29 protein-coding genes and 1 pseudogene are annotated in these 24782 nt (G+C 47.1%); 26 read left to right on the forward strand and 4 right to left on the reverse strand.

From position 1 onward, the window contains the following. Window positions 1–107: 107 nt before the first annotated feature. The 7 genes and pseudogenes from L7H18_01345 (at window position 108) to L7H18_01375 (ending at window position 5367) form a co-directional block, all read left to right on the forward strand. Window positions 108–674, forward strand: a complete 567-nt coding sequence (locus tag L7H18_01345; protein UMX48171.1) for a hypothetical protein — start codon at window positions 108–110, stop codon at window positions 672–674. A gap of 215 nt (window positions 675–889) precedes the next feature. Further along, window positions 890–1252 (forward strand): DUF4180 domain-containing protein, encoded by a 363-nt coding sequence (locus tag L7H18_01350; GenBank protein UMX48172.1) that lies wholly within the window; start codon window positions 890–892, stop codon window positions 1250–1252. A 286-nt stretch (window positions 1253–1538) separates the two neighbouring features. After that, window positions 1539–1691 carry a hypothetical protein gene (locus L7H18_01355; GenBank protein ID UMX48173.1) on the forward strand — a complete coding sequence of 51 codons (153 nt, stop codon included), beginning with the start codon at window positions 1539–1541 and terminating at the stop codon, window positions 1689–1691. 41 nt (window positions 1692–1732) lie between these two features. Continuing rightward, window positions 1733–2608, forward strand: coding sequence for an SIMPL domain-containing protein (locus L7H18_01360; protein ID UMX48174.1), 876 nt, complete (start codon window positions 1733–1735; stop codon window positions 2606–2608). Window positions 2609–2677: 69 nt separating this feature from the next. Beyond that, window positions 2678–3208, forward strand: coding sequence for a hypothetical protein (locus tag L7H18_01365; GenBank protein UMX48175.1), 531 nt, complete (start codon window positions 2678–2680; stop codon window positions 3206–3208). A gap of 105 nt (window positions 3209–3313) precedes the next feature. Further along, a pseudogene (locus tag L7H18_01370) lies at window positions 3314–4555 on the forward strand (NAD(P)/FAD-dependent oxidoreductase). A 191-nt stretch (window positions 4556–4746) separates the two neighbouring features. Continuing rightward, window positions 4747–5367, forward strand: coding sequence for a hypothetical protein (locus tag L7H18_01375; protein UMX48176.1), 621 nt, complete (start codon window positions 4747–4749; stop codon window positions 5365–5367). A gap of 462 nt (window positions 5368–5829) precedes the next feature. Here L7H18_01375 and L7H18_01380 read toward each other — a convergent pair whose 3' ends face one another. Beyond that, window positions 5830–6243 carry a four helix bundle protein gene (locus L7H18_01380; GenBank protein UMX48177.1) on the reverse strand — a complete coding sequence of 138 codons (414 nt, stop codon included), beginning with the start codon at window positions 6241–6243 and terminating at the stop codon, window positions 5830–5832. Between the two features lie 105 nt (window positions 6244–6348). Between L7H18_01380 and L7H18_01385 the strand changes: the two genes are divergently transcribed. The 10 genes from L7H18_01385 to L7H18_01430 all read left to right on the forward strand — a co-directional run bounded on the left by L7H18_01385 (window position 6349) and on the right by L7H18_01430 (window position 15562). Beyond that, on the forward strand, window positions 6349–7227 hold the full coding sequence (locus tag L7H18_01385) for a reverse transcriptase/maturase family protein (GenBank protein UMX48178.1): 879 nt from the start codon (window positions 6349–6351) through the stop codon (window positions 7225–7227). Window positions 7228–7398: 171 nt separating this feature from the next. Further along, window positions 7399–7851, forward strand: a complete 453-nt coding sequence (gene greA / locus L7H18_01390) for a transcription elongation factor GreA (GenBank protein ID UMX48179.1) — start codon at window positions 7399–7401, stop codon at window positions 7849–7851. Window positions 7852–7978: 127 nt separating this feature from the next. After that, window positions 7979–8911, forward strand: a complete 933-nt coding sequence (locus L7H18_01395) for a hypothetical protein (GenBank protein UMX48180.1) — start codon at window positions 7979–7981, stop codon at window positions 8909–8911. Between the two features lie 219 nt (window positions 8912–9130). Beyond that, window positions 9131–9709: a sigma-70 family RNA polymerase sigma factor gene (locus L7H18_01400; protein ID UMX48181.1), complete on the forward strand. Its 579-nt coding sequence runs from the start codon at window positions 9131–9133 to the stop codon at window positions 9707–9709. Continuing rightward, window positions 9702–10436, forward strand: coding sequence for a hypothetical protein (locus L7H18_01405; GenBank protein UMX48182.1), 735 nt, complete (start codon window positions 9702–9704; stop codon window positions 10434–10436). Before L7H18_01400 ends, L7H18_01405 begins: the two co-directional genes overlap by 8 nt. Before the next feature lie 219 nt (window positions 10437–10655). Beyond that, window positions 10656–12425 (forward strand): efflux RND transporter periplasmic adaptor subunit, encoded by a 1770-nt coding sequence (locus tag L7H18_01410; GenBank protein ID UMX48183.1) that lies wholly within the window; start codon window positions 10656–10658, stop codon window positions 12423–12425. 45 nt (window positions 12426–12470) lie between these two features. Then, on the forward strand, window positions 12471–13208 hold the full coding sequence (locus L7H18_01415; protein ID UMX48184.1) for an ABC transporter ATP-binding protein: 738 nt from the start codon (window positions 12471–12473) through the stop codon (window positions 13206–13208). A gap of 2 nt (window positions 13209–13210) precedes the next feature. Then, window positions 13211–14434: an ABC transporter permease gene (locus L7H18_01420; protein ID UMX48185.1), complete on the forward strand. Its 1224-nt coding sequence runs from the start codon at window positions 13211–13213 to the stop codon at window positions 14432–14434. 32 nt (window positions 14435–14466) lie between these two features. Beyond that, window positions 14467–15009 (forward strand): DUF5666 domain-containing protein, encoded by a 543-nt coding sequence (locus L7H18_01425; protein UMX48186.1) that lies wholly within the window; start codon window positions 14467–14469, stop codon window positions 15007–15009. Window positions 15010–15052: 43 nt separating this feature from the next. Next, entirely contained in the window at window positions 15053–15562 is a 510-nt protein-coding gene (locus L7H18_01430; GenBank protein ID UMX48187.1) for a hypothetical protein, read from the forward strand. Window positions 15563–15629: 67 nt separating this feature from the next. Here L7H18_01430 and L7H18_01435 read toward each other — a convergent pair whose 3' ends face one another. Further along, window positions 15630–16079: a divergent PAP2 family protein gene (locus tag L7H18_01435; GenBank protein UMX48188.1), complete on the reverse strand. Its 450-nt coding sequence runs from the start codon at window positions 16077–16079 to the stop codon at window positions 15630–15632. A gap of 330 nt (window positions 16080–16409) precedes the next feature. Between L7H18_01435 and L7H18_01440 the strand changes: the two genes are divergently transcribed. Together L7H18_01440 and L7H18_01445 are read left to right on the forward strand one after the other, a co-directional pair. Beyond that, window positions 16410–17222 carry an alpha/beta hydrolase gene (locus tag L7H18_01440; protein UMX48189.1) on the forward strand — a complete coding sequence of 271 codons (813 nt, stop codon included), beginning with the start codon at window positions 16410–16412 and terminating at the stop codon, window positions 17220–17222. Further along, a complete protein-coding gene (locus tag L7H18_01445) occupies window positions 17219–18364 on the forward strand; it encodes a glycosyltransferase (protein UMX48190.1) in 1146 nt (381 codons plus the stop codon). The genes L7H18_01440 and L7H18_01445 overlap by 4 nt, the downstream gene beginning before the upstream one ends. On the opposite strand, the gene L7H18_01450 is transcribed toward L7H18_01445, so the two are convergent. Next, complete coding sequence (locus tag L7H18_01450) at window positions 18353–19048, reverse strand: rRNA pseudouridine synthase (GenBank protein UMX48191.1); 696 nt, start codon at window positions 19046–19048, stop codon at window positions 18353–18355. The two genes, L7H18_01445 and L7H18_01450, sit on opposite strands and share 12 nt — an antisense overlap. Window positions 19049–19106: 58 nt before the next feature. Further along, window positions 19107–19808: a hypothetical protein gene (locus L7H18_01455; GenBank protein UMX48192.1), complete on the reverse strand. Its 702-nt coding sequence runs from the start codon at window positions 19806–19808 to the stop codon at window positions 19107–19109. Between the two features lie 207 nt (window positions 19809–20015). On the opposite strand from L7H18_01455, the gene L7H18_01460 reads away from it, so the two are divergent. The 7 genes from L7H18_01460 (at window position 20016) to L7H18_01490 (ending at window position 24684) form a co-directional block, all read left to right on the forward strand. Next, window positions 20016–20681, forward strand: a complete 666-nt coding sequence (locus L7H18_01460) for a YdcF family protein (GenBank protein UMX48193.1) — start codon at window positions 20016–20018, stop codon at window positions 20679–20681. A gap of 265 nt (window positions 20682–20946) precedes the next feature. Continuing rightward, window positions 20947–21324, forward strand: coding sequence for a DUF2178 domain-containing protein (locus L7H18_01465; protein ID UMX48194.1), 378 nt, complete (start codon window positions 20947–20949; stop codon window positions 21322–21324). Then, on the forward strand, window positions 21321–21518 hold the full coding sequence (locus tag L7H18_01470; GenBank protein UMX48195.1) for a helix-turn-helix transcriptional regulator: 198 nt from the start codon (window positions 21321–21323) through the stop codon (window positions 21516–21518). The genes L7H18_01465 and L7H18_01470 overlap by 4 nt, the downstream gene beginning before the upstream one ends. Window positions 21519–21565: 47 nt before the next feature. After that, window positions 21566–22372 carry a DNA-formamidopyrimidine glycosylase gene (gene mutM, locus L7H18_01475; GenBank protein UMX48196.1) on the forward strand — a complete coding sequence of 269 codons (807 nt, stop codon included), beginning with the start codon at window positions 21566–21568 and terminating at the stop codon, window positions 22370–22372. 82 nt (window positions 22373–22454) lie between these two features. Beyond that, window positions 22455–22727 (forward strand): hypothetical protein, encoded by a 273-nt coding sequence (locus L7H18_01480; GenBank protein ID UMX48197.1) that lies wholly within the window; start codon window positions 22455–22457, stop codon window positions 22725–22727. A gap of 6 nt (window positions 22728–22733) precedes the next feature. Then, a complete protein-coding gene (locus L7H18_01485) occupies window positions 22734–24116 on the forward strand; it encodes a radical SAM protein (protein UMX48198.1) in 1383 nt (460 codons plus the stop codon). After that, on the forward strand, window positions 24106–24684 hold the full coding sequence (locus L7H18_01490; protein ID UMX48199.1) for an isoprenylcysteine carboxylmethyltransferase family protein: 579 nt from the start codon (window positions 24106–24108) through the stop codon (window positions 24682–24684). Before L7H18_01485 ends, L7H18_01490 begins: the two co-directional genes overlap by 11 nt. The last annotated feature ends 98 nt before the right edge of the window (window positions 24685–24782 follow it).

Raw genomic sequence — 24782 nt, forward strand, 5'->3', positions numbered from 1 at the left:
TGGTGTTGCGAATATGGATAAAATAGATGAATCGCGAAATATAATTTTCGGTAAATTGTAATAAAAAATATAACCCGGGTTGAGCGATAATAAAAAATAAAAATCATATGAAAAAATTGCAAAGAAAGCAAATTGTGGCCGTGGCGATTATGATATTTTGCGCGGCGTGCGCCGGAGTCGGCGCGGTCTACGCCAACGAATCGGCGATGAGAGGCAAAGACCTCGCGGCGGCAATCGCGCAGAAATTTAATTTGGATGAAGCCCAAGTGCAGGCGGTGTTTGACCAGCAACGCGAAAAAATGCAAGCCAATCGCGAGGAAATGGAAACAAAACGCCAAGAGCAATTCGAAAGCCGTTTGGACAAATTGGTTTCCGAAGGAAAATTGACCGAAGCGCAAGCGGCGGCAATCAAAGCCAAGAAAGCGGAATTGGAAACCGCGCGGGAAGCCGATAGAGGCGAAAACAGGACTGAATTTAAAAATATGACCGAAGAAGAGCGCAAAGCGGCAATGGAAGAACAAAAAACCAAAATGGAAGCGCAGCGCGAAGCTTTGAAGCAATGGGCGCAAGGCAATGGAATTTCCGAAGAATATCTGCCCATGGTCGGTATGGGATTTGCCGGCGGCGGGCATGGTCGCGGGGGCCACGGTTTTGGCGGATCAATACCGGAATAAGCGGTTTTAATCGGTTGTCGATAAAATGGAAAAAGGCCGATGGGAGAACGGCCTTTTTTCATACGACAAAACATGGGATTGATCGCGTTCGCCGCGCCATTCCGAGATTGAAAATAATGGGGGGAATTGTTATTTTGGATGAAGCGGCGAGATAAATGCGGAATCAATTATCTATCTTCCGGGGGCAAGCTCCGAAAGCTGTCGGATTCGCAAATATGAAAATTATAATTTATGAAAAATGCGGGGACAAGATCGGGCAGGCGGCGAGCGATGAAATAATTGTTAACAACGAGCGGGACGCGCTGGATTTGATGGTCGATCCACGATTGCGGGGCGCGCGGAAAATAATCATCGGCCGGAAAAACATCATTCCGGGATTTTTTGATTTGAGCACGCGCATTGCCGGCGAAATCTTGCAAAAATTCGTTACCTATCAAGTCAAACTGGCCATCGTCGGTGATTTTTCCGATGCCAGCCCAACCCTCAAAGACTTCATCTACGAAAGCAACCGCGGCACCCAAATTTTTTTTGTTGACGACATCGAAACCGCAAAGAACAAGCTTTTTGCGGCGAAATAAAAAAGGATGTTTCCTTTGGAATCCTCATTCTTTTTGTTCCCCGCAGCAAGCTGACGGGGTATAAAAATAATAAAAAAAGACCATTTCGGGATTCTTAAGGAAGGGAGGATAACAACCGCTCACCGGGGAGCAAATTTGTGGAGGTTTGGCCTCAGCTTTTGGGAGGTCAATCCTCAACGAATTTGCGGCGATGAATGGCGTGAATGCGAAGGTCAATCCTCGGCTTGCGTATCGCCGGCCGCGATAATCTGCTATAATCAAATTAACAAATTATAATTTGAAAAATATGAATCTAAAAGTTATTTCTAAAGAGAGGGAAACGAATTGGATGTATGTCGCGGTGGTGCTGGTGTCGGCGGCGATAACCGGCGCGTGGTTGATTTCATACATTAACAGCGATCCGGTTCAGGGAGCGGTTGATGTCGGATATGTTCGCTAAAGGTCGGTATTTTCAATTCTAAAATTAATTAATAATCAAAAATGGAAAATCAAACAAACAATATGTATTGCGGAAATTCAAAGATCGGCAAAGCGATCGTCGCGGTTTTGCTGGTCGCGCTGTCGGTTTATGTTCTGGTTCTGGCGTTCAACGCCGCCAAGGCCAGCAAGTATGTTGGCCGCGACGCGGCCGCGCAGAGCACGATTTCGGTTTCCGGCAACGGCGAAGTTTATAAGGATCCCAATTTGGCGGTGATGAATTTTTCAGTGGTGAGCTTTGCCAAAACTGTGGACGCGGCGATGGCCGACAATACCAAGAAAATGAACGCGATTATTGACGCGGCGAAAAGTTTTGGCGTAGCCGAGAACGATTTGCAAACCACGGGATTCAATGTCGCTCCGCGTTATGATTATGTCAAAGAAGCCGCGGCGCCGGTTTCAATTTCGGCGCCGGAGGCCGGATCGGTCGCCGGATCGGATGATATGGCGGTTAGCCGGCAGGTTTATTATCCGTCCGGGAAACAGGTTCTTTCCGGTTACGATATCACCCAGACGCTGACCGTAAAAATGAGGGATTTGACAAAAATCGGCCAGATTATCCAGGAGTTGACCGCGGCGGGCGCCAATCAGGCGGGCAATTTGCAATTTACGCTCGATAAACCCGATGAGGCCCAAGCCGAAGCGCGCAAGATCGCGATTGATAACGCCAAAACCAAAGCGGAAAAATTGGCGAAGGATTTGGGCGTGAAATTGGTGCGGATATTGAATTATAACGATGGCGGTTACGCTCCGGTTTACCAGTTGAATTACGCGGCCAAGGATATGGGGGCGGGCGAGGAAAGCGTGCCGTCGCCCAATATTCAGACCGGCCAAAACAAAATTACCGTGAATGCAAACATCACCTACGAGATTGAATAGTTTGTTTCGAATCAAAAACCATCCTTTCAATAAAGGGTGGTTTTTTGTTATTATGGGCAAATGAGCACAATGATCGGAAGAGTCGATTCAAAAGGTTTTTTAAAGGCGATATTTTTTTCATTGGCCGCGGTTTATTTTATTTATTGCGCGGCGGACCGGCAGGGATTTCATTTTTTTGACAATGTCGATTTGGTGGTGCATGAAGCCGGACATGTTTTGTTTTTTCCATTCGGCGAATTCTTGAATGTCGCCGGCGGAACGATTCTGCAATTGCTGGCGCCGATGGTTTTTGTTTTATATTTTTTGTTCAAGCGCGATTTTTATTCAGTCGGAATTGTTTCATTTTGGCTTGGCCAAAGCTTTGTCAATGTGGCGCGCTATGCCGCGGACGCGGTTGAAATGAATTTGTCTTTGCTGGGCGGCGGCAATCACGACTGGAACTTTTTGTTGGCGCAAACCGGCGCGCTGGCGGAGGCGCAAACGGTATCAAACGCATTTTATTACGCGGGTATTGCAATTATTTGCGCCGGGATTATCATCGGATTATCGAATATTAAATACCATAAGGATGGCGAGGGCCGGCCGGGAAAAAATAATTAGACAAATTTTGGAAATAATATCTTGGATTTGGCGATATTAATTTGGATTACGAAGCCCGTAATTCAAAGCGATATTAATAAAAAAATGGCGGATAATAAAAATAATTATGATGTGGCGGTGATCGGCGCCGGGCCGGCCGGAATGATGGCGGCGATCAGTGCCGCCGAAATCGGGGCAAGGGTGGTTTTGATCGAGAAAAACGAAACTCCGGGCAAAAAACTTTTGTTGACCGGCGGCGGGCGATGCAATTTGACCAACCTTGAGCTTGATTTGCGCAAACTGGTCGCCAATTATGGCGAAACCGGCGCGTTTTTGTTCCACGCGTTTTCCGAGTTCGGCCCAAAGGACAGTGTTGAGTTTTTTAATAAGTTGGGCGTGGAAACCATGGTTGAAAACAACCGGCGAGTTTTGACCGGAAGCGGCAAGGCTGACGATGTTTTGGAAGCTTTGGTCGGCCGGTTAAAAAATCTGGGGGTGGAAATGATTTACGGCCGCAAGGTCGCGACTATCAACAAAAAAGATAATTCGATTTCTTCAATTATTATTGCCGGCGGCGAAACTATCGGCGCGAAAAATTATATTATTGCCACCGGCGGGAAATCATATCCGGGCACCGGTTCCACGGGGGACGGTTATGACTGGGCGCACACCTTGGGCCATAAGATCATTAAATTGGCGCCGGCGCTGGTGCCGGTGAAGATCAAAGAACCGTGGGTAAAGGATTTGGCGGGAATAAGCTTGAAACGCGCCGGTATAACCGTTTTCCGGAACCAAAAGAAAATAATTTCGGACGCGGGCGAGATTTTATTCACCCATTTCGGTTTGAGCGGCCCGGCGATTTTAAACATCAGCGCCGGAATCGGGGATTTGCCGGGAAAAAGCGAAGTAGTGATCTCTTTAAATCTTTTGCCCGCGTTAAACCGCGACGAATTGGAGAAAAACATTCTGGAAAATTTTCAAAACAATCCCAATAAAATTTTGAAAAATTGTTTGGCGGATTTTATTCCTTCGGGATTATCGCCGGCGATCGCGCAGATTGCCAACGCGAATCCCGCCAAGACGGTTAACGATGTCACCAAAGAGGAGCGGCGGCGGTTGGTTGAGGCGATGCGGGATTTGCGTCTGACGGTATCCGGATTGTTGGAAATCGAGACCGGAATGGTGACCGCCGGCGGGGTGGAGCCGGAAGGAATCGACGATAAAACAATGCGTTCCAAAACCATCAACAATTTGTTTTTCGCCGGCGAGATTATCAATGTCCATGGCGTAACCGGCGGTTTTAATCTTCAACAGTGCTGGTCAACCGGGCGCTTGGCGGGGGCGAGTGCAAGTGCGAATATTAAATAAATGTAGTCTAACCCTTGACAAAATATAATAATAGGTGTTTAATGATTGCATTGTTCTTAATATAAACTTGCTATCGGCCATAGCCAAAAGTCCCTTGATAGAGATCGGGATTCCTGGCTATGGCCGCAATGGTTCATAGCTCTGCCTCGGATTAGAGGAAAAATGCCCGAGTCAGGGCAGGGGAGAAAAAAATGAGTCAAGAATTCGCATCCGCCGGCCTTACCGCCGGCCAGTTGAACGCAATAGTGAAAATGCTTGGCGGCCACGACAAGGCTTTGGCCTTCCTTCGCGGCGAGATAACAGTTTCTGCCTCTCGAAATTGGCGGGAGGAGGGCGGCGTGATTTATTTCACCGTCACTTCTGATGGCACGACCGGGGCACAGTGGATTGAACGCCTTGAGAGTAAAGAATTTCGTGTCGGAAGCTACGCCAAAAGCGTACTTCTTTCATCGGCTTTCAAACCGACCAGCGGCGTGACGACCGAGGTCGCCGTCCTTAAGGGAGAACGCTTTGAGGATGACGAGCGGATTACCAAGAATATCCGCGCCGAGGGCGATAAGCGCAAATTTGGGAAGCCGAATGCCGAGGTTGTGTGCCTGATTTGTGAGATGTTCACGGATGAGGAGATCGAGGCCATGGGGCTTTGGTGGATCGTGGTAATGCACGAGCCCATCAAAGATTCCGATGGCGATCCGAGCCTCCTTGGCGCGTACCGCTATGGCGATGGCGTCCGGCTGTACGCGTATTGGGACAAGCCCGGCTACCGGTGGGATCGCGGCGGCGGGTTCGCGCTCGCCGTTTCGCAAGTTTAGATTTTGGGACTTATGGTCTTTGAACTTTGGTTTTTTGACCCTTAGTCCTTATCCCTTTTTCGATCTGTCGGAATTGGGATTTTTTAATAAAATAATGATATACTCAATTTTGGCAGTAGGTGAATGTGCGAGCGGTTAAGGCTTCTCGCCGCCGAACCCAGTATCCATGCGTCGGGAATATTCGCGGTTACGGCTGCGGATAGGGCGGCGCATGCAGAAACTTCAAAAAAGAAGATACTTGGCGCGAGATATTAAGGCATTGCGATGCCGGATTCGATTCAATCCCAAGAGTATTCAAGGGGTGGTGGCATAGGCGATATTTCGCGCAATTCCGATGGCGATCCAAACCTCCTTGGCGCGAACCGCAATGACGATGGCGTCCGGCTGAACGCGTATTGGGACAAGCCCGGCAACCGGTGGAATCGCGACAACGGGTTCGCGCTCGCCGTTTCGCAACTCTCTTCATTTCTCCCCCGTTTTCACGGGAGAGTTTTGTTTTGATAGCTGTCCGTTCCAGCCGCCAAGCATCCTGCCGGCTTCGTCAAGCTTCACGGAAAGCGCGATGTATTTTTTGTTATCAAGCGATTTGGTTTCCCAGAGAATCATAAGAAGTACGCGAAGCGTATCCATTTTTTTGATTGCCAGTCGGACATATGGATGCTTTTCTTCTCGCGAAAGAAAACTGGCGGCCGCGATCGCTTCTATTACTTCAATAAACAATGTATCAATGCGCTGGCCCAGAGAGTAGCGATGTGTTTTGGGTAATTCCTGATAAAATTTGTACCATAAAAGATACGATTCTTTCACCTTGCCCAAAACCGGTAAAATTCGCGGTGGCGGTACTTCATGGATATGTCCAGAATTCAATATCAACATACATATAATCATATCATTTCGCTCGAAAATTTGCTTGAAGCGTGGACGGAATTTGCAAAAGGAAAACGATCGCGCGCGGATGTTCAGGGTTTTGAGCGAAATCTCATGGCAAATATTATTTCGCTTCACCGCGCGCTTGCGGCGAAAACATACGCCCATTTTGTATATCGAATCTTTAAGATATCCGATCCGAAGCCGCGCGTTATTCACACGGCAAGCGTTCGGGATCGGCTGTTGCATCATGCGCTGTACCGGAAACTGGCGCCGTTTTTTGCTAAAACTTTTATTGCTGATTCAAATTCCTGCCAGATGGGCAAGGGGACGCATCGAGCTCTTCGTAGGTTTAATAAATTTATCAATGTTGTTTCCAAAAATAACACCAAAACGGTTTGGGTGCTTAAATGCGATATAAGAAAATTTTTTGCAAGCATCGATCAGACAATCTTGTTAGGCATAATGGCGCAATATATTCCAGACAAGAATATCCTTTGGCTTGTTTCGGCCATTGTTGGAAGTTTTTATTCAAGCACCAAAGGCAAAGGTCTTCCTTTGGGTAATTTGACATCCCAACTTTTATCCAACATTTACATGAATGAATTTGACCAGTTTGCGAAGCACCGCCTCAAAGCGGAGTTTTATCTTCGTTATGCCGATGATTTTGCCGTTCTTTCGGGGAACCGAGCATATGTTGAAAACATTTTACCGTTGATGCGAGAATTTTTAGGGCAAAAATTGAAGTTATCTATGCATCCAGATAAGGTTTTTATACGGACCGTCTTTTCGGGTATTGATTTTCTCGGTTGGGTTCATTTTCCGGATCATCGGGTTTTAAGGACAACGACCAAAAAGAGAATGTTTGAAAATATCAGAATAAAAAATGGTAAATTTGAAACAATTCAGTCATATATCGGGCTTGTTGGTTATGGCAATGGTTGGAAATTGCGGCAAGAAATTGAAAACCAACCGTCCCAGCGCCGAAATTGAAACCGCCCTTTTGGCCGTCCCGCTGCCAAAGTTGCCTTGCCTTTTGACAGCAGTCCCATTGTCCCTATACCCCCAATGGGACATGCCATAACTTCGGGCAACATCGGTAACGGGACGGTCGGGAGCGGGATGATCAGTTTACAAAATTCGCAAAAGTTATAATATGACGATATGGAAAATTATTTAACGCCCGAGGGGCTGGAAAAGCTCAAGAAGGAATTGGATACTTTGGAAAATGTTACCCGGCGGGAGCTGGCGGAAAAATTGAATTACGCCATTTCATTCGGCGATCTCAAGGAGAATGCCGCCTATCATCAAGCCAAAGAACAGCAGGGATTTTTGGAAGGCCGGATTTCGGAATTAAAATCAATCATTGGCGGCGCGCGCGTGGTTGACCATACGGATTCCGATCATATCCAGATCGGATCCACCGTGGTTCTTGCTTGCGGCGCGGCGCGGGACGAATACCAAATTGTGGGGCCCGACGAAGCGGATATTTTTAGCGGTAAAATCTCTTATAAATCGCCCCTGGGCGATGCGATTTTCGGCAAGCGCGCCGGATGTAAAATTATTTTGGAAACGCCCAAGGGGAAAATGGAATACGAAATTTTGAAAATAAAGTAATCATAAAATCATAAAATCATAAGATCATATGGATGTTTCCCGCAATCTTGCGGGATTTGTTTTACAATTTTTTACAATAAATGGTAATATAAAATTATATTAAGCATATTGAATAATATTTATTTCAATGGAACAACAATTGTTAGAGTACATTGAACAAGAGATCAAAAGAGGCGTTGCCGAGCCGATGATTAAAAAAGCTTTGCGCGAAGCCGGATGGGGCGATTCATTGATTGAAGAGGCGTTTGTTTCGCTACGGGCTCCGGTTTCTCCGGCGTCCGAACCGGTTTTGCCCGAATCGGAAGCGCCGGCGCGGGAAGAAGCAATTTTGGAAGGCGAGGATGATGCCGTTATCGTCGGCAAAAAGAAGCTGAACAAGCCGTTGGTTATCGTTGCTTCGGTGTTTGGAGCGATGATTTTGATTGTAACCGCGCTGGTTTCATATTTCAGCCTTTCAACTCCATCGCAAGTTGCCGAGGAACCGGCCGCGCCGGCGGAAGAACCGGCCCAAGTCGAAAATCCGTCGGTGAAGGTGGTTGTTGAAGAACCGGCCGGACCGGCGGAAGAAGATGGCGTAAATCTCATTCCCGCGGCGGCCACGACCACTGTCGCCACAAGTACTGTCGCCACGACCACTGTTGCCACGAGTACCGCCGCGGTTCCCGATTTGTCAACATCGGCCGGCAGGGACGAACAAAGAAAATTGGATATGCAAAAATTGGTTGACGCGCAAAAAATATGGTATCAGACAACCGCCAAATATTATACTTGCGGCTTGAAGGCCGGCGATTGCGGAGGCAGGAAATACGGTTATCCGGAGCAGATCGGCAAAAGTTTGCCGATCGCCCCGCTGGATCCTCTGGCCGTGCAATATCTTTCAAAAGCGGCGGTTTGCGGCAAAGATTATGTTTATTGCGGACTTAACAATTCATCGTATTCGCAATTTTTCTGCTATTACGCGAAACTTGAAGGCGGCGACTTTTATACTGCATCGCATAACGGCAATTTTCAGCGAAGAACCGCGCCCAAGATCTTTGAAGAATGCGGAGCCGCGAATTAACGGGATAAATCCGATTATTGAAAAACTATGCCTTGCTTATCCGTCCCGAGGCGGTTCGCGAGGCATTTTTTTGAAATAAAACCAAGACCGGGTTGTAATAGTTTAATTACGGTCAATTTTTGAATTAGGAATAAGGAAGTTATTTATGGAAGCTTCCCAAGCTTCGGTTCCGTCAAACAGCATTTGTTTTACAAATCAATTATTTAACGGCATTCATATATGGAGGAGTTAACCGATGAAGAAATCGCGCGGCGCGCGCAGAAAGGCGATGCGGAGTCGTTTTCCCTGTTGGTGGGGCGCTACGAGAAGAAAATCACCCGCTACGCGAGAAAGTTTCTTTCGCATCCCGATGATGTGAAAGATATCGTGCAGGATGTTTTTGTGAAAGCGTATGTGAATATCAACAGTTTTGACGCTTCCAGAAGATTTTCTCCATGGATATACCGCGTGGCGCACAATGAATTCGTTAACGCCTTAAGAAAGAAAAAATCGGAAAAAATATCTTTCATCGATTTCGATGTTTTTTTCCCGCATCCGACGGCCAAAGAGACCGCCGACAGCGATGTTGAGCGCATTGATTTGCGGCGGATGCTTGATTCTTATCTGGAAAAGCTGCCCGTGAAATATCGGGAACCCTTGGCATTGTATTATTTTGAAGAAATGGATTATCGCGAAATTTCCGATATAATGCGGCTTCCGGTTTCAACCGTGGGCGTTCGCTTGCAGAGAGGAAAGGCGATGTTGAAGAAAGCGATGATCAAGAAAAATCCAAACATAAAAGATAATTTCCATGGATAACGGCGAACAAAAAAAATCTATCAGCGAATTGGTTGTCGCCGCCGCGAAAAGCGGGAAGCTCAAAATGAGGCCCAAGTGGCATTTCGTTTTGCGCGCCGTTTTATGGCTGGCGGGAACAATGGTCGCGGCGCTGGCGGTGCTCTATCTTTTGAGCTTATTCTTCTTTATCGCGCGCGAAACCGGTATTTGGGTTGCGCCGATTTTCGGTTGGCGCGGCATTTTGATATTTTTAGTGTCGATTCCGTGGGTATTGGTTTTGAGTGTGTTGTTTTTCATTGTCATTTTGGAAATATTGGTGCGCCGCTATTCTTTTGCTTATCGTCTGCCTTTGCTTTATTCGGCCATCGCGATTTTGCTGGTCGTGGTCGCGGGAAGCGTTATCGTCGCCGGTACGCCGCTTCACGGAATACTTTCGCATTGTTCGCCCGAAATGCCTTTCCGCGGGGATGATCCCGCGGGAATGGCGGGGCACCCTTGCGGCACCGGATTTTACCGCGATCTCGGCCCGCGCCGTTTCGATAGTATTCATAGCGGGGTGATCGGTGAGATTTCGGAAACCGAATTCGTGATTGTTAACCGCCAGCGGGAGAATTTGCGCGTTATCGTCACCAAAAAAACGCGCTTGCCTTTCGGAGAAAACTTTTCGGTGGGTGATACGGTCGTGGTCATCGGCAACCGCCACGGCGATCAAATCGAGGCTTTCGGGGTTAGTCGCGTTAAGAATTAAAGAATAGACCTACTGCCCAAAGATTTCCTGCTGTGCCGCGCCTCTTTTGGCTGCGAAAAACTCATCAGTCGGCGGCAGACTTAGTTTAAGTATGCCTTCCTCGCTTTATTAAAAACGAGACTGCGAGCAGACCTTCTTCGTTTTTCTCGCTCAAAAGATACGCGGCTCGCTACGAAAATCTTTAGGCAGCAGGTCTAATAAAAAACAAACATCAAACCAATGGCAAATATAATTTCGGCGATCAAGCGGCATAAAAAAATTTCTTTTGTTATCTTCGTTATTATTCTGGCCGCCGGCTATTTTCTTTTCGGTTCGGGCAATAAAAGCGCCGGCGCGACGGTTTATACTTATGGAACGGCGTCCAAGGGGAATATCGTGCAATCGGTTAGCGGTAGCGGGCAAGTGGCGGCCAGCGATCAAGTCGATGTGAAATCTCAGATTGCGGGAGATATCGTCGCGGTGAATATTGTTGAAGGACAATCGGTGAGGCTTGGCGATATGCTGGCGAGAATTGATTCGACCGATGCGCAGGCGGCGGTTGAAGTGGCGCAAGCGAATTTGGAAAACGCCAAATTGACTTTGCAACAGGCCAGCCAGAATAATTCGCAATCTTTGGCGCAAGCACGGCAGGCGCTTCAGTCGGCAAAAGATGATCTGGCCACGAGCCAAAGCGACTTGTCCAAGACTTACGAACAGGCTTTTAACGCGATTGTATCCGCGTTTGCCGATTTGCCGGCGGTAATGTCGGGATTGAGCGATATTATGTCCGGTTCGAGCGATATCGTCGTCCAAAGCAGCGGCACTTATCTGGATTATTACCAGTACCAGATAAAATCTTACGGTTCTTCCGTTTCATCATTGCTTGATGTCAGTTCGACCTATGCGATTGCCAAGAACGACTACGACAGTGTTTTGAAAGAATATAAAAGCGTCAGCCGTTATTCTGATCCGGAGGCGATTTCCAAAATGGTGGATGACACATACGATGCCACGAAAAAAATATCCAATGCCACCAAGGCGCTTATTAATCTGATTCAGCAATATCAGGACGCGGCATCAAAAAATAACAGCCAAGCGCAATCATTTTCAACCACGCATCTTAATAGTTTGAACGGTTACGCTTCCCAAGTTAACGCGGATTTGCTGAATATGATTTCGATTCAGCAATCGATTAAGAGCGCGTCGCAGAGCGTGGAAAGCGCCAAAAACACAGTTGATCAGAAAGCCCAATCGCTGAATACGCTGGAGAGTTTGACGAATCAAATCAGCGATCAGTCGCAGCAATTAAGCGTTTCCCAAAAAGAAACCGCGCTGGCCGATGCCAAGAAAACCTTGAGCGATTATACCATCAGGGCTCCCTTTGACGGATTGGTGGCGACGGTTGATGTGAAAAAAGGCGATACCATCAGCGCCAATGCGACGATCGCGACGATTATTACCAACAACCAAATCGCCACGATTTCGCTGAATGAGGTTGATGCCGCGAGCGTTAAAGTCGGCCAAAAAGCGACACTGACATTTGATGCCGTAACCGATTTGACGCTGACCGGCCATGTGAGCGCGATTGACGCTATCGGCACTGTCAGTTCGGGCGTTGTCAGTTATGGCGTAACGATCGCTTTCGACACTCAAGATGATCGGGTTAAACCCGGGATGAGCACGACCGCCGCGATTGTCACCAACATCAAGCAAGATGTTTTGCTGGTTCCCAACGCCGCGGTTAAATCGAACTCCGCCGGCAATTATGTGATGATGCCCGCCCAGACGGTTGACGGCGCGGTTAGCGGCAGTTCCGAAGACGGCGTTATTGTTAAACAGCAAGCGGTTACCGCGGGTTTGGCCGATGATAATTATACCGAAATTACCGACGGTCTGGTTGAAGGGGATACCGTGGTGATAAAAACCGCGACGCAGGCCGCGGCCAAAACATCGGCCGGCGGCGGTTCGGTTCTATCAGGATTCTTTGGCGGCGGAGGCGCACCCAGATAAGTAAATGAATTTGATTAATCGGCCTGTTTTCGGGCCTTAATAATAATGATTGAATGTAAAAATATCACAAAAATCTATAAAACCGGAACCGTTGAAACTCAAGTGTTAAAAGGATTGTCATTCAAGATTGACGATGGCGAATTCGTCGCCATTATCGGGCCATCCGGTTCGGGCAAGTCGACCTTGATGCATATTATCGGGATGCTGGACACGCCAACCAGCGGCGAGTATTTTCTTGACGGACGGGATGTTTCCAAATTCAGCGACGACCAACTGGCGGAAATCAGAAAAAATAAAATCGGTTTTGTTTTCCAGTCATTCAATCTTTTACCGCGAGCCACGGTTTTGCGCAATGTGTGTTTGCCGCTGGTGTATTCGGGGGTGGAAAAATCCCGGCGCGAAAAGCGCGCCAAAGAATCATTGGCAAAGGCCGGATTGCCCGAAGAGTATTACACTCATTCTTCCAACCAGCTGTCGGGCGGGCAAATGCAGCGGGTGGCGATTGCGCGCGCTCTCGTCAATGATCCATCGATAATTTTTGCCGATGAACCGACAGGCAATCTTGATACCAAAACCGGAGAAATTGTTTTGGATACATTTGGCAAATTGAACGAAGATCATAACCACACGATCATACTCATAACTCATGAGCGCGAGGTGGCCGAATACGCCCGTCGTATTATTACCGTGCGCGACGGTTTGATAGTTAATGATTCGCTTAATAATAACCGTCGGACATCAATGAATGCGGATAATTCTCGTTCAGCTAAATCAAAATTATAACCATGAAAATAACCGATTTATTAACGGAAACATTTTCCGCTTTGCTGGCAAACAAAGTCCGGTCGGGTTTGACGATCTTGGGCATTGTCATCGGCATTGGTTCGGTGATTGCCATGGTTGCCATCGGTCAAGGGACACAAAGTTCGATTACTTCCAGTATTCAGTCGCTGGGGTCGAATTTACTTATGGTGCAGCCCGGGATGCAGCGAAGTATCGGATCGCAGGTTCGGGAACAGCGGGGCTCTTCGCAAACGCTCACTCTTGCCGATTCCAAAGCTATCGCGGAAAATATATCTTCGGTTAAAGCGGTGGCGCCGCAGGTTTCAAGCCGCAGCCAAGTGACCGCCAAGGGTACCAATACCAATACCCAAGTTTACGGCGTAACCGAAGAATACGCATCCGTGCGCAGCGTTTCGGTTGCCAGCGGAGAATTTATTACCGTTGCCGACGACGGCAATTTGGCTAAAGTGGCGGTGCTCGGGCCAACTACCGCGACAGATCTTTTCGGCGAGGACAGCGATCCTGTCGGCCAGACGATTCGCATAAATAAAATCGATTTCAAGGTTGTCGGAGTAACCGTGGCCAAGGGCGGCAGCGGTATGTCCAATCAGGATGATGTGGTCTATATTCCCTTGGCGACCGCGCAGCGTTTTTTGACCGGGAACACTTATGTCGGAACCATTAATGTGGAAGGCGTCGATTCAAAATCGCTGGACCAATTATCAACCGATATTACCGATTTGTTGTTGCAGCGCCATAAAATTACGGATTCGACAAAGGCCGATTTTTCGATTATGAACCAGGCCGACATTGTTTCGAGTATGTCGGCCGTAACGAGCCAGCTAACCTATCTTTTGGCGGCAATCGCCGGAATTTCGCTTTTAGTGGGCGGCATCGGGATTATGAATATGATGCTGACCACCGTGACCGAACGCACGCGGGAAATCGGTTTGCGCAAAGCTATCGGCGCTAAAAAAGGCGATATTACGGTTCAGTTTTTATCCGAAGCGGTTACCCTGACCTTTACCGGCGGTATTCTTGGGGTGGCGCTTGGGTGGCTCGCGGCATACGCGGTTTATAAATTCGCGGGAGTGGCGACCAGCGTTTCTTTGGTCTCGGTGATTTTGGCGTTTGGCGTATCGGCGATAATAGGAATAATCTTCGGCTATTATCCGGCGGTGCGCGCCGCCCGAATGAATCCGATAGAAGCTTTGCGTTACGAATAAATAATTCTTGATTAAAACAAAAAAACAAAAAAATGAATAAATCAATACCAATCGCGATTATTGCAGCGATAATTTTCGGGGCAGCGGGGTTTTATGGCGGTATGCTGTACGGGACTTCAAAAAGTTCTTCAAATTCTGCGGCGGTGGCCGGAAATCGTCCGACCGGGGTGCAAAACGGGAACGCAAGCGGCGTTGGTGGCATTGTGTATGGCGAGATCATTTCGGTTGACAGTTCCAGTATGACGGTAAAGGCTAGCGATAGCGGGTCGAAAATAGTTTTCTTCTCCGGCACATCAAAAATCAGCAAAAATGTCGATGCCCAGATTTCCGATTTGGCGGTTGGGCAAACCGTAATGGCGTCCGGTACCGCGAATTCCGACGGCAGTATCAGCTCCAAAACAGTTGAAATAAATCCTCAAACAAAGATAAATTCGCAAAGCGGCCGATCCGGTTCCGGGGGCACGGCCGCAAGCGCGACAAAAACACAAGATAGCCAGACGGAATCCGGTTCCGGTGATTTTGGGATGCCGCCCATGGATGATGGCGGCGCCGGTGGACCTCCTCCGGGAATGTAATTTGATGTTTTAATTCGCGCATTTAATTATACAAAATAAAAACATGAAATATACGAACAAGTCCATAGCGATCGTTATCATTGTGGCAACGGTTTTCGCCGCCGCGGGATTTTTTGGCGGAACGCTGTATCAAAAAAGCCAAATCGTAAAACCGGGTAAAAATTTCGGCGGTCCCGGCGCCGCCGGTTTCGAATCTCTGCCGTCGAATATCACGCGCCGGAGCGGCGGTTTGCAGGGAGGGTTTACTTCCGGCGATATTATTACCAAAGACGATGACAGTATCACGCTGAAGATGCGCGACGGCGGCAGCAGAATAATTTTTTATTCGGGCGCGACGCAGATCAATAAACAAGCTCAAGGCACGGTTGACGATTTGGCTGTTGGTTTATCCATTATGGTTACCGGGAGCGCGAATTCCGACGGCAGTATCAACGCTCAAAGTATTTCGTTGCGTCCTGCCGACGCCAACCCTGGCAATGGCGGAGTTCCGTCGGGCGCCAATCCGGCGGACGGGAACGAGCCGGTTTCAAACGGATCGCCCGGGCAAAATTAGGAAGTCCGGATTAAAAAACCGTCCCGAGCGCGATGCAAGGGGCGGTTTTAGTTAAAATTAAACGAAACTACCGGACAATTAACATTGCTACCGCGATTCCCAGCAGGATTCCGAAAAAGACTTCAAAACGCGTGTGGCCCAGCAATTCTTTCAGGTGTTTGGTTTCGAGTTTTTTATAGCGGTAAAAATCTTCGATCATCCGGTTCAAAACTTCGGCGTGCTTGCCGGCTTCCTGGCGCAAAGTGAACGCATCGTAGATAATGACCAGCGCGAATACCGCCGCGATGGCGAAATAAGTCGAGTCGAAGCCGAATTTTATTCCGCAGGCGGCCGCCAGCGCGGTAACCGCCGAGGAATGCGAGCTTGGGAAACCGCCGCTGGCCCAAAACCTTTTAAACGCCTCGCGGCTGACGCCGTGTTTTAACGCCAAAATCAATTTGCATAATTGGGCGATAAACCATGCCAAAAATCCCGCGACGAGCGGCTGGTTGTTGATTATTGTCGTAAAAACATCCATAAAGTTCGGTTTTCTTATTCCGTATTGATTCTAATCGTTTTCCCCCTGAATTTCAACCGGCAGGATGGTTTGCCGCGTATAATTCCGTTTGTGGCGGCAAAAACGGTCCGGCGGGAAAAGTAATTGTCGGAAAATACGGCAAAACCATTATCGTCGAGGACCGGAAGAATAATCGCGAATCGTTGATTTTTAGGATAAAAGGGAGTAATTTGAATGATATGGCGGATTTTAAAGAAGCGAAACCGCGGATAAAAACAAATTTCATCGAATCCGCCCGAAAATGATTGAAATTAAAAAAAGAAAAACAAAGAGTTGGTGAAAGATGCGTATATGGCAATGATCGAGAATTATTTGGACAACGGGGTTTATTACCGCCACAATGAGATTGTCGCCGGCCGGCCGGCGCTGGTTTTTGTGCACGGATTCACCGGGAGTTCTTCGGCGTGGGCGGGGTACGAAAAAGAACTGGGAGGAAATTACAACTTGGTTTTCTTGGACTGGCGCGGCCACGGCAAATCAAAAAAATTCATAAAATGCACAGACTACGCGATTGAAAAAATATCCGCGGATTTATCCGGTTTGTTCGACAAACTGAAAATCGCAAAGGCGGTTTTAATCAGCCATTCTTACGGAAGTTTGATCGCTCTGGATCTTTTTGTAAAACGGCCGGCCGCAATTTATGGATTGATTTTCTTGGCTCCGGACAATCGCGTTGGCGAACCCTTATGGATAAAGATCGGCGAATTTTTATTGTCCGGCATTCCTCCGGTTTTATTCGGTCCGTTTTGCAAGAATTACGGAATTCATCTTGATTATTCGAATCTGCCGACCGGCGACTGGAGTTTTAAAAGGATATTGGCTGATATCGGGAATACCACTTTTCGCGCTTATTGTTATTATTTTAAACAGATCAATGAGTTCAATATTGAAAAAATTGCGGCGGATATTAATGTGCCGGTTTTGATTGTCCACGGCGACCGGGATTCCATTTTTCCGGTTAAAAATTCAGTTTTGCTGGCCAAAAAAATAAAAAAAGCGCGCTTGAAGATTCTACCCGGCGCCAATCATATTCTGGTTTTGAATAACGCTTCCGAAATCATCGGGGAAATCGATGATTTTCTTCGGAAAGACTGTTACCGATGAAAATTGCCATCGTTACCGACACTTATTTTCCGCGTATCAACGGCGTTTCGGTTTCGACGCGGACATTTGCGCGGGAATTTGCCCGGCTGGGTCACGAAGTTCATGTCCACGCGCCGTCATTTCCGGATGCGGCAGAAGACAAAGAACCGTTCAAAGTGATTCGTTATCCGTCATTTTATTTGGCGCTTGATCCCGAAGACCGGCTTGCCTACGCGTTTCGCAAACAGGCAAAAGCTTTTATAGCCCAGAATTACGATATCGTGCATACGCAAACGCCATTTTTTTTGGGTCAGTTGGCGGTGAGATGGGCCCGCAAAAGCGGCGCCAAGGTCGTGCACACTTATCATACTTTTTACCGGGCCTACGCGGAGTATTATTTCCGGTATTTGCCGCGGGATTTGAGAACTTACGGAACCAAGTGGCTTAGTAAACGGTATTGCAACTCTTGCGATTTGGTAATTGTTCCATCGGCCCAGATGGTCGAGGAGGTTTTATCGTATCGTATTAAAGTTCCGGTCGCGACTATTCCCACCGGAGTGGCGCTTTCCCGGTTTGACGGTAAAAACGGAGACAAATTCCGCAAGAAAATGGGTTTTTCGGCCAACGAAAAGTTTTTATTGTATGTGGGAAGACTGGCTGACGAAAAAAATATTGATTTCTTGCTGCGGGTTTTTAAAAAACTGTCTTCCGGGCGCGACAATATCCGTTTTATTATTGTCGGTTCGGGGCCGGCATCGGCCAAACTGAAAGACTTGGCGTTTCGGCTGGGCGTAGAAAAAAAGACCCATTTTTTGGGTTATATCAGGGGCAATTCTTTGCGCGATTGCTATAGCGCCGCGGATTTGTTTTTGTTCGCCTCGGTAACCGAAACCCAGGGACTTACGGTTTTGGAGGCAATGGCCGCGGGCACTCCGGTGGTTGCGGTGGGGCGAATGGGAATTAAGGATATTTTAGATTGCCAGCGGGGAGGCATAACCGCCGAACCCGACGAAGAGGAATTTTTGCAAGCGATTTTGAGGATGTTGGAAGATACCGATTTTTATCTTCAAAAGAAATCAGAAACGATCGGCGTTGCCCAAAATTGGTCTTCCCGCGCGATGGCCGATCGCACTTTGAAGGAATACGAAAAATTATTCGGTTAGCTTTTCGATTTCCCGTTGCGTTAACGGCCGCCATTTGCCGGTTTGCAGGCCATCGAGGGTGAGGAAGCCGATTCTTGTCCTTTTCAGTCGGGCCACGGAGTTGCCGGTTTTTTCGATCAGGCGCCGCACCACATGTTTTTTCCCCGAATGGATTACGATGCGATATGAATTATCGCCGATTTTTTCAAAACGGTCGGGTTTAATGAAGCCATCTTCGAGCTTTATGCCGCGCTGGATGAATTTTATTTCAGCTTCGTTCAGAGGTTTGCCGGCGGTGATTTCATATTCTTTTTCCACGCGGTAACGGGGGTGGGTGAGTTTTAGAGTCATTTGGCCGTCGTTTGTCAGCAAGATCAATCCCGAGGTATATTTATCAAGCCTTCCCACCGGCCAGACTTTGGGAAATTCGGGTACTAGTTCGGTGATTAATTTCCGGGCGTGAGCGTCTTCGGTGGTCGAAGTGTAGCCGACGGGTTTGTCGAGCAAATAATACGCCAAGTTTTGGATTTGAACCAGCTTGCCGTTAAACGCGATTTTATCTTTTGCCGGATCAATCCGGCGGGCGACATTGGCCATTTTTTTGCCGTTAACAAAAATCAATCCCTGCGTTACCAGGGTTTCGGATTTGCGGCGGGAAGCGACGCCCGCTTCGGAAAGGAATTTGGAAATTTTTATCGTAGACATCGTTCGATTTATGAATGGCTGTAATAAAAAACGCAGTTGATGGGAATTTCTGCGGATATTAATTGACGGCGATTGCGGGCGCGGTGACTTGAGCGCCGGCAAGCGACTCGGCTTTCTTGGCGGCAAGTTTTTCGATGGCGGCGACAGTTTCGTTGATTTTTCCTCTTTTATTGATGACAACATGATCATAACGATCATGGTATTGCCACCACATTTCGCGGTCGCGGGCGAGTTTCATCAAAAATTTTTCTTCGGAAGCGTTCGGATCGCGGCGGAAATATTGTTCCCGCAACTGGTCCCAGTCTTCGGGCGCGATATAAACAGTAATGGTTTTTCCCAAAATGCATTCAGCCATTTCCGGCATATTTTCCCTGATGATGCTTTTAATATGCGCCATCGCGTATTCGTCAACCTGCCAAATCACATTTTTTCCGCTTAATATCGCCGCAACCGCTTCTTTGCTTCCTCCTTTGTATTCTCCGGGCCTTACTTCGACATATTCGAGATATTTGCCCTCCTTGATTCGTTGCTTAAATTCTTCTTTGGTATAAAAATTATGATGAACGCCGTTTATTTCTCCTTCGCGGGGCAAGCGGCTGGTATCGGTGACGATTTTGTGGAATCCCGGATTTCTTTTTAAAAAGAGTTCTTTGGCGGTATCTTTTCCCACGCCGCTGGGGCCGGTGATAACAAGCAAAATTCCCTGGCACTTGGTGCAGTTTTTAGCAAAAAACAGCGATTGGAATAATTTTGCGATCATTGTTTTCCCGCGACGATTATAAAAAACAATCTCCCCGCATTTACACACGGGGGCAAAACCTTGAATAGTGATTTAACAATACCACTACCGCTATATTATATTTTGCCTTTTTTAAAAAATATGTCAAGGCCTTTGCGGTTTTGCGGTTTTGTTTGCAAAGGCGGGTTTTTTTGCTAAGTTGGATTAACCGGTTATAATCAGGCGAAAATGAGACAACGAATTGTAAAACTGGTAAAAGTGTTATTGATAATGGCGGGCGCGCTGATCGCGGCGGCGATTGTTTTTGACGCGATCGTCGTATTCTCCGAAAGAGGGATAATCCATAATAGAGTCGAAGATTTGCCTTCGGTTGACGCGGTTTTGGTGCTGGGCGCGGCGGTATACAGGAACGGCCAAATGAGCGCGATTTTTAACGATCGGGCGAGCGTGGCGCTGGAGGTTTATAAATCCGGGAAAGTTAAAAAGATTTTAGTGAGCGGAGATCACAGCCGCGGCGATTATGACGAGGTGAACATCGCCAAAAGATTCTTTTTAAAAAACGGCGTCCCCGGCGAAGATATATTCGTTGACTATGCCGGTTTTGACACTTATTCCAGCGTTTACCGCGCCAGAGAGATATTCCAAGTTCGATCGATGATTGTTTCCACGCAGAATTTTCATTTGCCGCGGGCGTTGTATTTGGCACGCCAACTGGGAATTGAGGCTCATGGTATCAGCGCGGATTTAAGATTGTATGATCTTGGTTATTATAATGTTTTGCGGGAAAACGCGGCGCGCGTTAAAGCTTTTTGGGATATTATAACCAATGCCCGGCCGCGTTATTTGGGCGGCATTATTCCAATTACCGGCGATGGCCGCGCTTCTTGGGACTAGAGGGTTTGTCGCCGAATTAGCTTCAACTGCAATTTCCATTTTTCGGCGGCAAAGAATTCATCATTCGTCGCCGGATTTAGCTTAAATATGCCTCCTCATTCTTCATTCTTTTCGCTCGAAAACCGAAAATTTCGTTCTGAAGCCAATTCGGCGACAGACCCTAGAGTGGCGCGCGGCGCTTGACATCTATGTTATAATGGTCTAACATTAAGTTATATATAAATAACATATTTCCGTTAAAAACAATAGCGGAGGATGATACAATATGAACCAAAAAACATTTTATACGGTTAGGATTGTTTTTGCGATGGTGATCGCGATGGTTTGTTCGATTTCGGTGACGCAGGGAAACTATATTTTGCCGATAATCATCGGCATAACCGCGGCATTCGCGCTGTATGCGATGAAAAAGAAGGTTAGCGGCGTATTGGCCGATGAACGCGATTACAATATCGCGGGCAACGCGGCGCGCTGGTCATTGAACCTTTACGCGGTTTTCGCGGCAATCGGATCAATGGTTTTGATGGCGGTCCGCGCCGGCAATCCGCAATTTGAACTGGCGGCGCAAATTTTGGCCTATTCGGCGTGCGCGTTGCTGATCGCGCAAAGCTTGTTGTTCAAATATTTTCAAAATCGCGAATGAAATTCACAACAAAAATAAAAGAATACCGCCAGCGGAAAAATCTGACTCAAGAGGATTTGGCCAATATCGTCAATGTCCGGCGCGAAACCATTGTTTTTTTGGAGCAGGGCAAATATGTGCCGTCGCTGAAACTGGCGCACGATATCGCGCATGTTTTTGGAAAATCAATTGAGGGAATTTTTTTCTTTGATTGAATATTTTTTTGCTTTACATTTTTCATTTTTAGTTTTACGCTTTTAGCATGCCCGAACTACCGGAAGTTGAAACAATCAGGCGGCAGTTAAATGACGCGGTGGTTGGCAAAACAATCGGCCGGGTGGAAATTTTGGAGCCCAAAATTTTCATCGGCGATCAAAAGTCCATTACCGGCCAAAAAATTGCCGGCATTGGCCGCGTTGCCAAGGTTTTACGCATATTTCTTGAAAACGGCAGCGCGATTTTGGCGCATTTCAAGTTAAACGGCCAATTTCTTCTGGACACGGGAAAGGAAAAATTCGACACGCGGTTTACGCGCGCGATTTTGCATTTTGACGACGGATCGAGTTTGCTTTTCAACGATCCGCGCAAATTCGCGTGGATGAAGGTGATGAAAAATTTCAAGGAAGAAAAAACCGGCGCGATCGAACCATTTAAGGATAACTTCAATTTGGAAAATTTTTCAAGCATCATTTCCAAAACCCGCAAACCGATCAAGATATTGTTGATGGATCAGGAAAAGATCGGCGGCATCGGTAATATCTATGCCAATGAATCGCTGTTTGCCGCCGGGATTGATCCGTTTCGGCCCGCCAATTCGCTTGAATCCGAAGAAATAAAAAAGCTTTACCGGGCCATTCCGAAAATTCTGCAAAAAGCCATTGACTGCAAGGGTTCGTCGGGTAAAGATGAATGGTACCGGCAGCTGAACGGCCGGACCGGCGGTTATCAGGAACATTTTTTGGTTTACCAGCGCGACGGCCAAAAATGCCCGAAAAAATGCGGTGGCGAAATCAAGCGCGCCAAACAAGGCGGCCGCAGTACTTTTTACTGTTCAAAATGTCAGAAATAAAGTAAAATAAATACCCCGACATCAATGTATCTTTTTATTTTTGATTTTGTTTTTGCGTTAGTCGGGAATAGAATAAAAAAATATGAAAAACATTAAATCAATTTTATTCTTTGTTTTCGTGGTCGGGCTATCGGCGGTGGCGATGGATATGCAGGCGCAAGCCGAGATTCAGCGGCAATTGGACGGCGTTTCGTCAACGCTTGATGCCGCGGCCGCGCAAATTGCCAGCGTTAAAGAAAAAGGCGTTGTCCAAACCGTTTGGGACAACGCAACCGCGCCGATTGCGGCCATCTGGCAACAAATCACCGGAATTTTCGGCCAATTATCATCGATATTTTCCACCGTTTCCAAATAATCAAATATGGATAATTTACAGAGGGATTATAGGTTTGTCAGCTATACCGGTTCGCTTTGCAATGAATGTTTGAAAAAGATTGATGCCAAGATTGCCGAGAAAAACGGCAAGATTTATATTCTAAAAAACTGCCCCGAGCACGGGCAGTTTTGCGAGTTGTTGGAAGAAGATGCCGGCTTCTATTTAAACCACGGTGATTATGACAAGCCGGGAACGATTTCAAAAATCCAGACCAAGGTTAAAAACGGCTGTCCTTTCGATTGCGGTTTGTGTCCGAACCATGACCAGCATACTTGCAATGGCTTGATTGAAATTACCAATGCCTGCGATTTGGGTTGTCCGACTTGTTACGCCAACAGCGGGACCGGCGATTTTTTGCCGTTGGAGAAGATCAATGGAATGCTGGATTTTTTTGTTGATTCCGAACACGGCCAAGCGGAAATTCTGCAAATATCGGGCGGCGAGCCGACAATGCATCCGCAAATCATTAATATCATTAAATTGGCGCGGACAAAAAAGATAAAATATATTTTGTTAAACACGAATGGGTTGCGTTTAGCCAAAGATGAAAAATTTGCGGAAGAATTGGGCCGGTTCAAAGGCGGGTTTGAAATTTATTTGCAGTTTGACGGGTTATCCGAAAAATCGGCAATGGCAATTCGCGGCCGGAATGTGATTGAAGATCGAAAAAGGGCGGTGGCCAATCTTTCAAAACACCATGTGCCGATAACTTTGGTGGCCACGGTTGTGCGCGGCGTGAACGATGACCAAATTGGCGAGGTTTTTAATTACGCGATCGGCGAAGAATGGATCCGGGGCATCAACTACCAACCGGTGGCATTTTTTGGCCGTCTGCCCGAAGGCGAGGACATAAAAAACCGGATCACGATGACTGGAATTTTGAAAACGCTGGAAATCCAAACCAAAGGGATGGTGAAATTAGCGGATTTTATTCCTTTACCGTGCGATGTGGAGCGTGTGGCGATTAGTTATCTGTTTAAACAGAAAGGAGAGCTTATTCCGTTGATCCGGGATATCGACATCAAACAATTTTTGCCGGCAATCCGCAACACATTCCAATTCGCGCCCGACAAAGTGGTGAAAGAGATCGCGGAAACTTTGGATAAAAAAGGAAATTGCTGCCAGATAATGGGTTTGTTCAAGGATTTAAAGAAAACAGTCTTACCGCCAAATTATCTTTTGATGAGCCAGGATCAGAAAGCGGAATTCATTAACAACAACACCTTCCGAATCAGCGCCACATCGTTTGTCGACAAATACAACTTCGATGCCAAATCGATGCAAAAAGAATGCGTCCACATCATCACCCCGGACCTGAAAAAGATTCCGTTTTCGGCGTATAATATGATACACAGGTATGCTAATTGAAATTATTATCAATGGTATTGTCGGATTGTGCATTTTCGCGGTGATCGCGGCGGTGGCTGCGGATTTTTTGTTTTTTCAAGAGAGAAATGACCAAAAAAAAGAGAAGAAAAGCCTGGTGGCGACATTCACGATGTTTATGTTTTTCTTTTTGTTCTATACGATTGAACGGAATGGCTGGGGAGTGTTGCAAGTCGGGAGCGACGCGGTGAGAATCGCGATGATCGCGGTCGGGTTGGTCTTGATGGTTATTGGCGCGGCGGTGAATATCGCGGGCCGGTTCAAATTGGGAAACAATTGGTCGGATAATATCAAAATTTATCTTGGCCATTCGCTGGTTAATGCCGGGGTTTATGCTTGGGTGCGGCATCCGTTGTATGCATCACTTGTCTGGATGTTCTATGGCTCAAGCCTGATTTACTCCAACTGGCTGGCGTTTTTGGCAAACACTTTGATATTCATTCCGGCAATGTATTATCGCGCCAGACAGGAAGAAAAAATGTTGTTGCAGGAATTCGCGGAATATTCAAATTACAAAAAGAAAGTCGGTATGTTTTTTCCCAAATTTTGAATTTGAGTTTTTGTATTTAAGGTCGTTCCTCGGCGTACTCGTCGAGGTGCGACCTCGGCAAACTGTATTTTGTAATTTGATTTTGTAATTATAAAACC

It is taken from the genome of Candidatus Nealsonbacteria bacterium DGGOD1a, assembly GCA_022530585.1.
Taxonomy (GTDB): domain Bacteria; phylum Patescibacteriota; class Minisyncoccia; order Minisyncoccales; family UBA5738; genus UBA5738.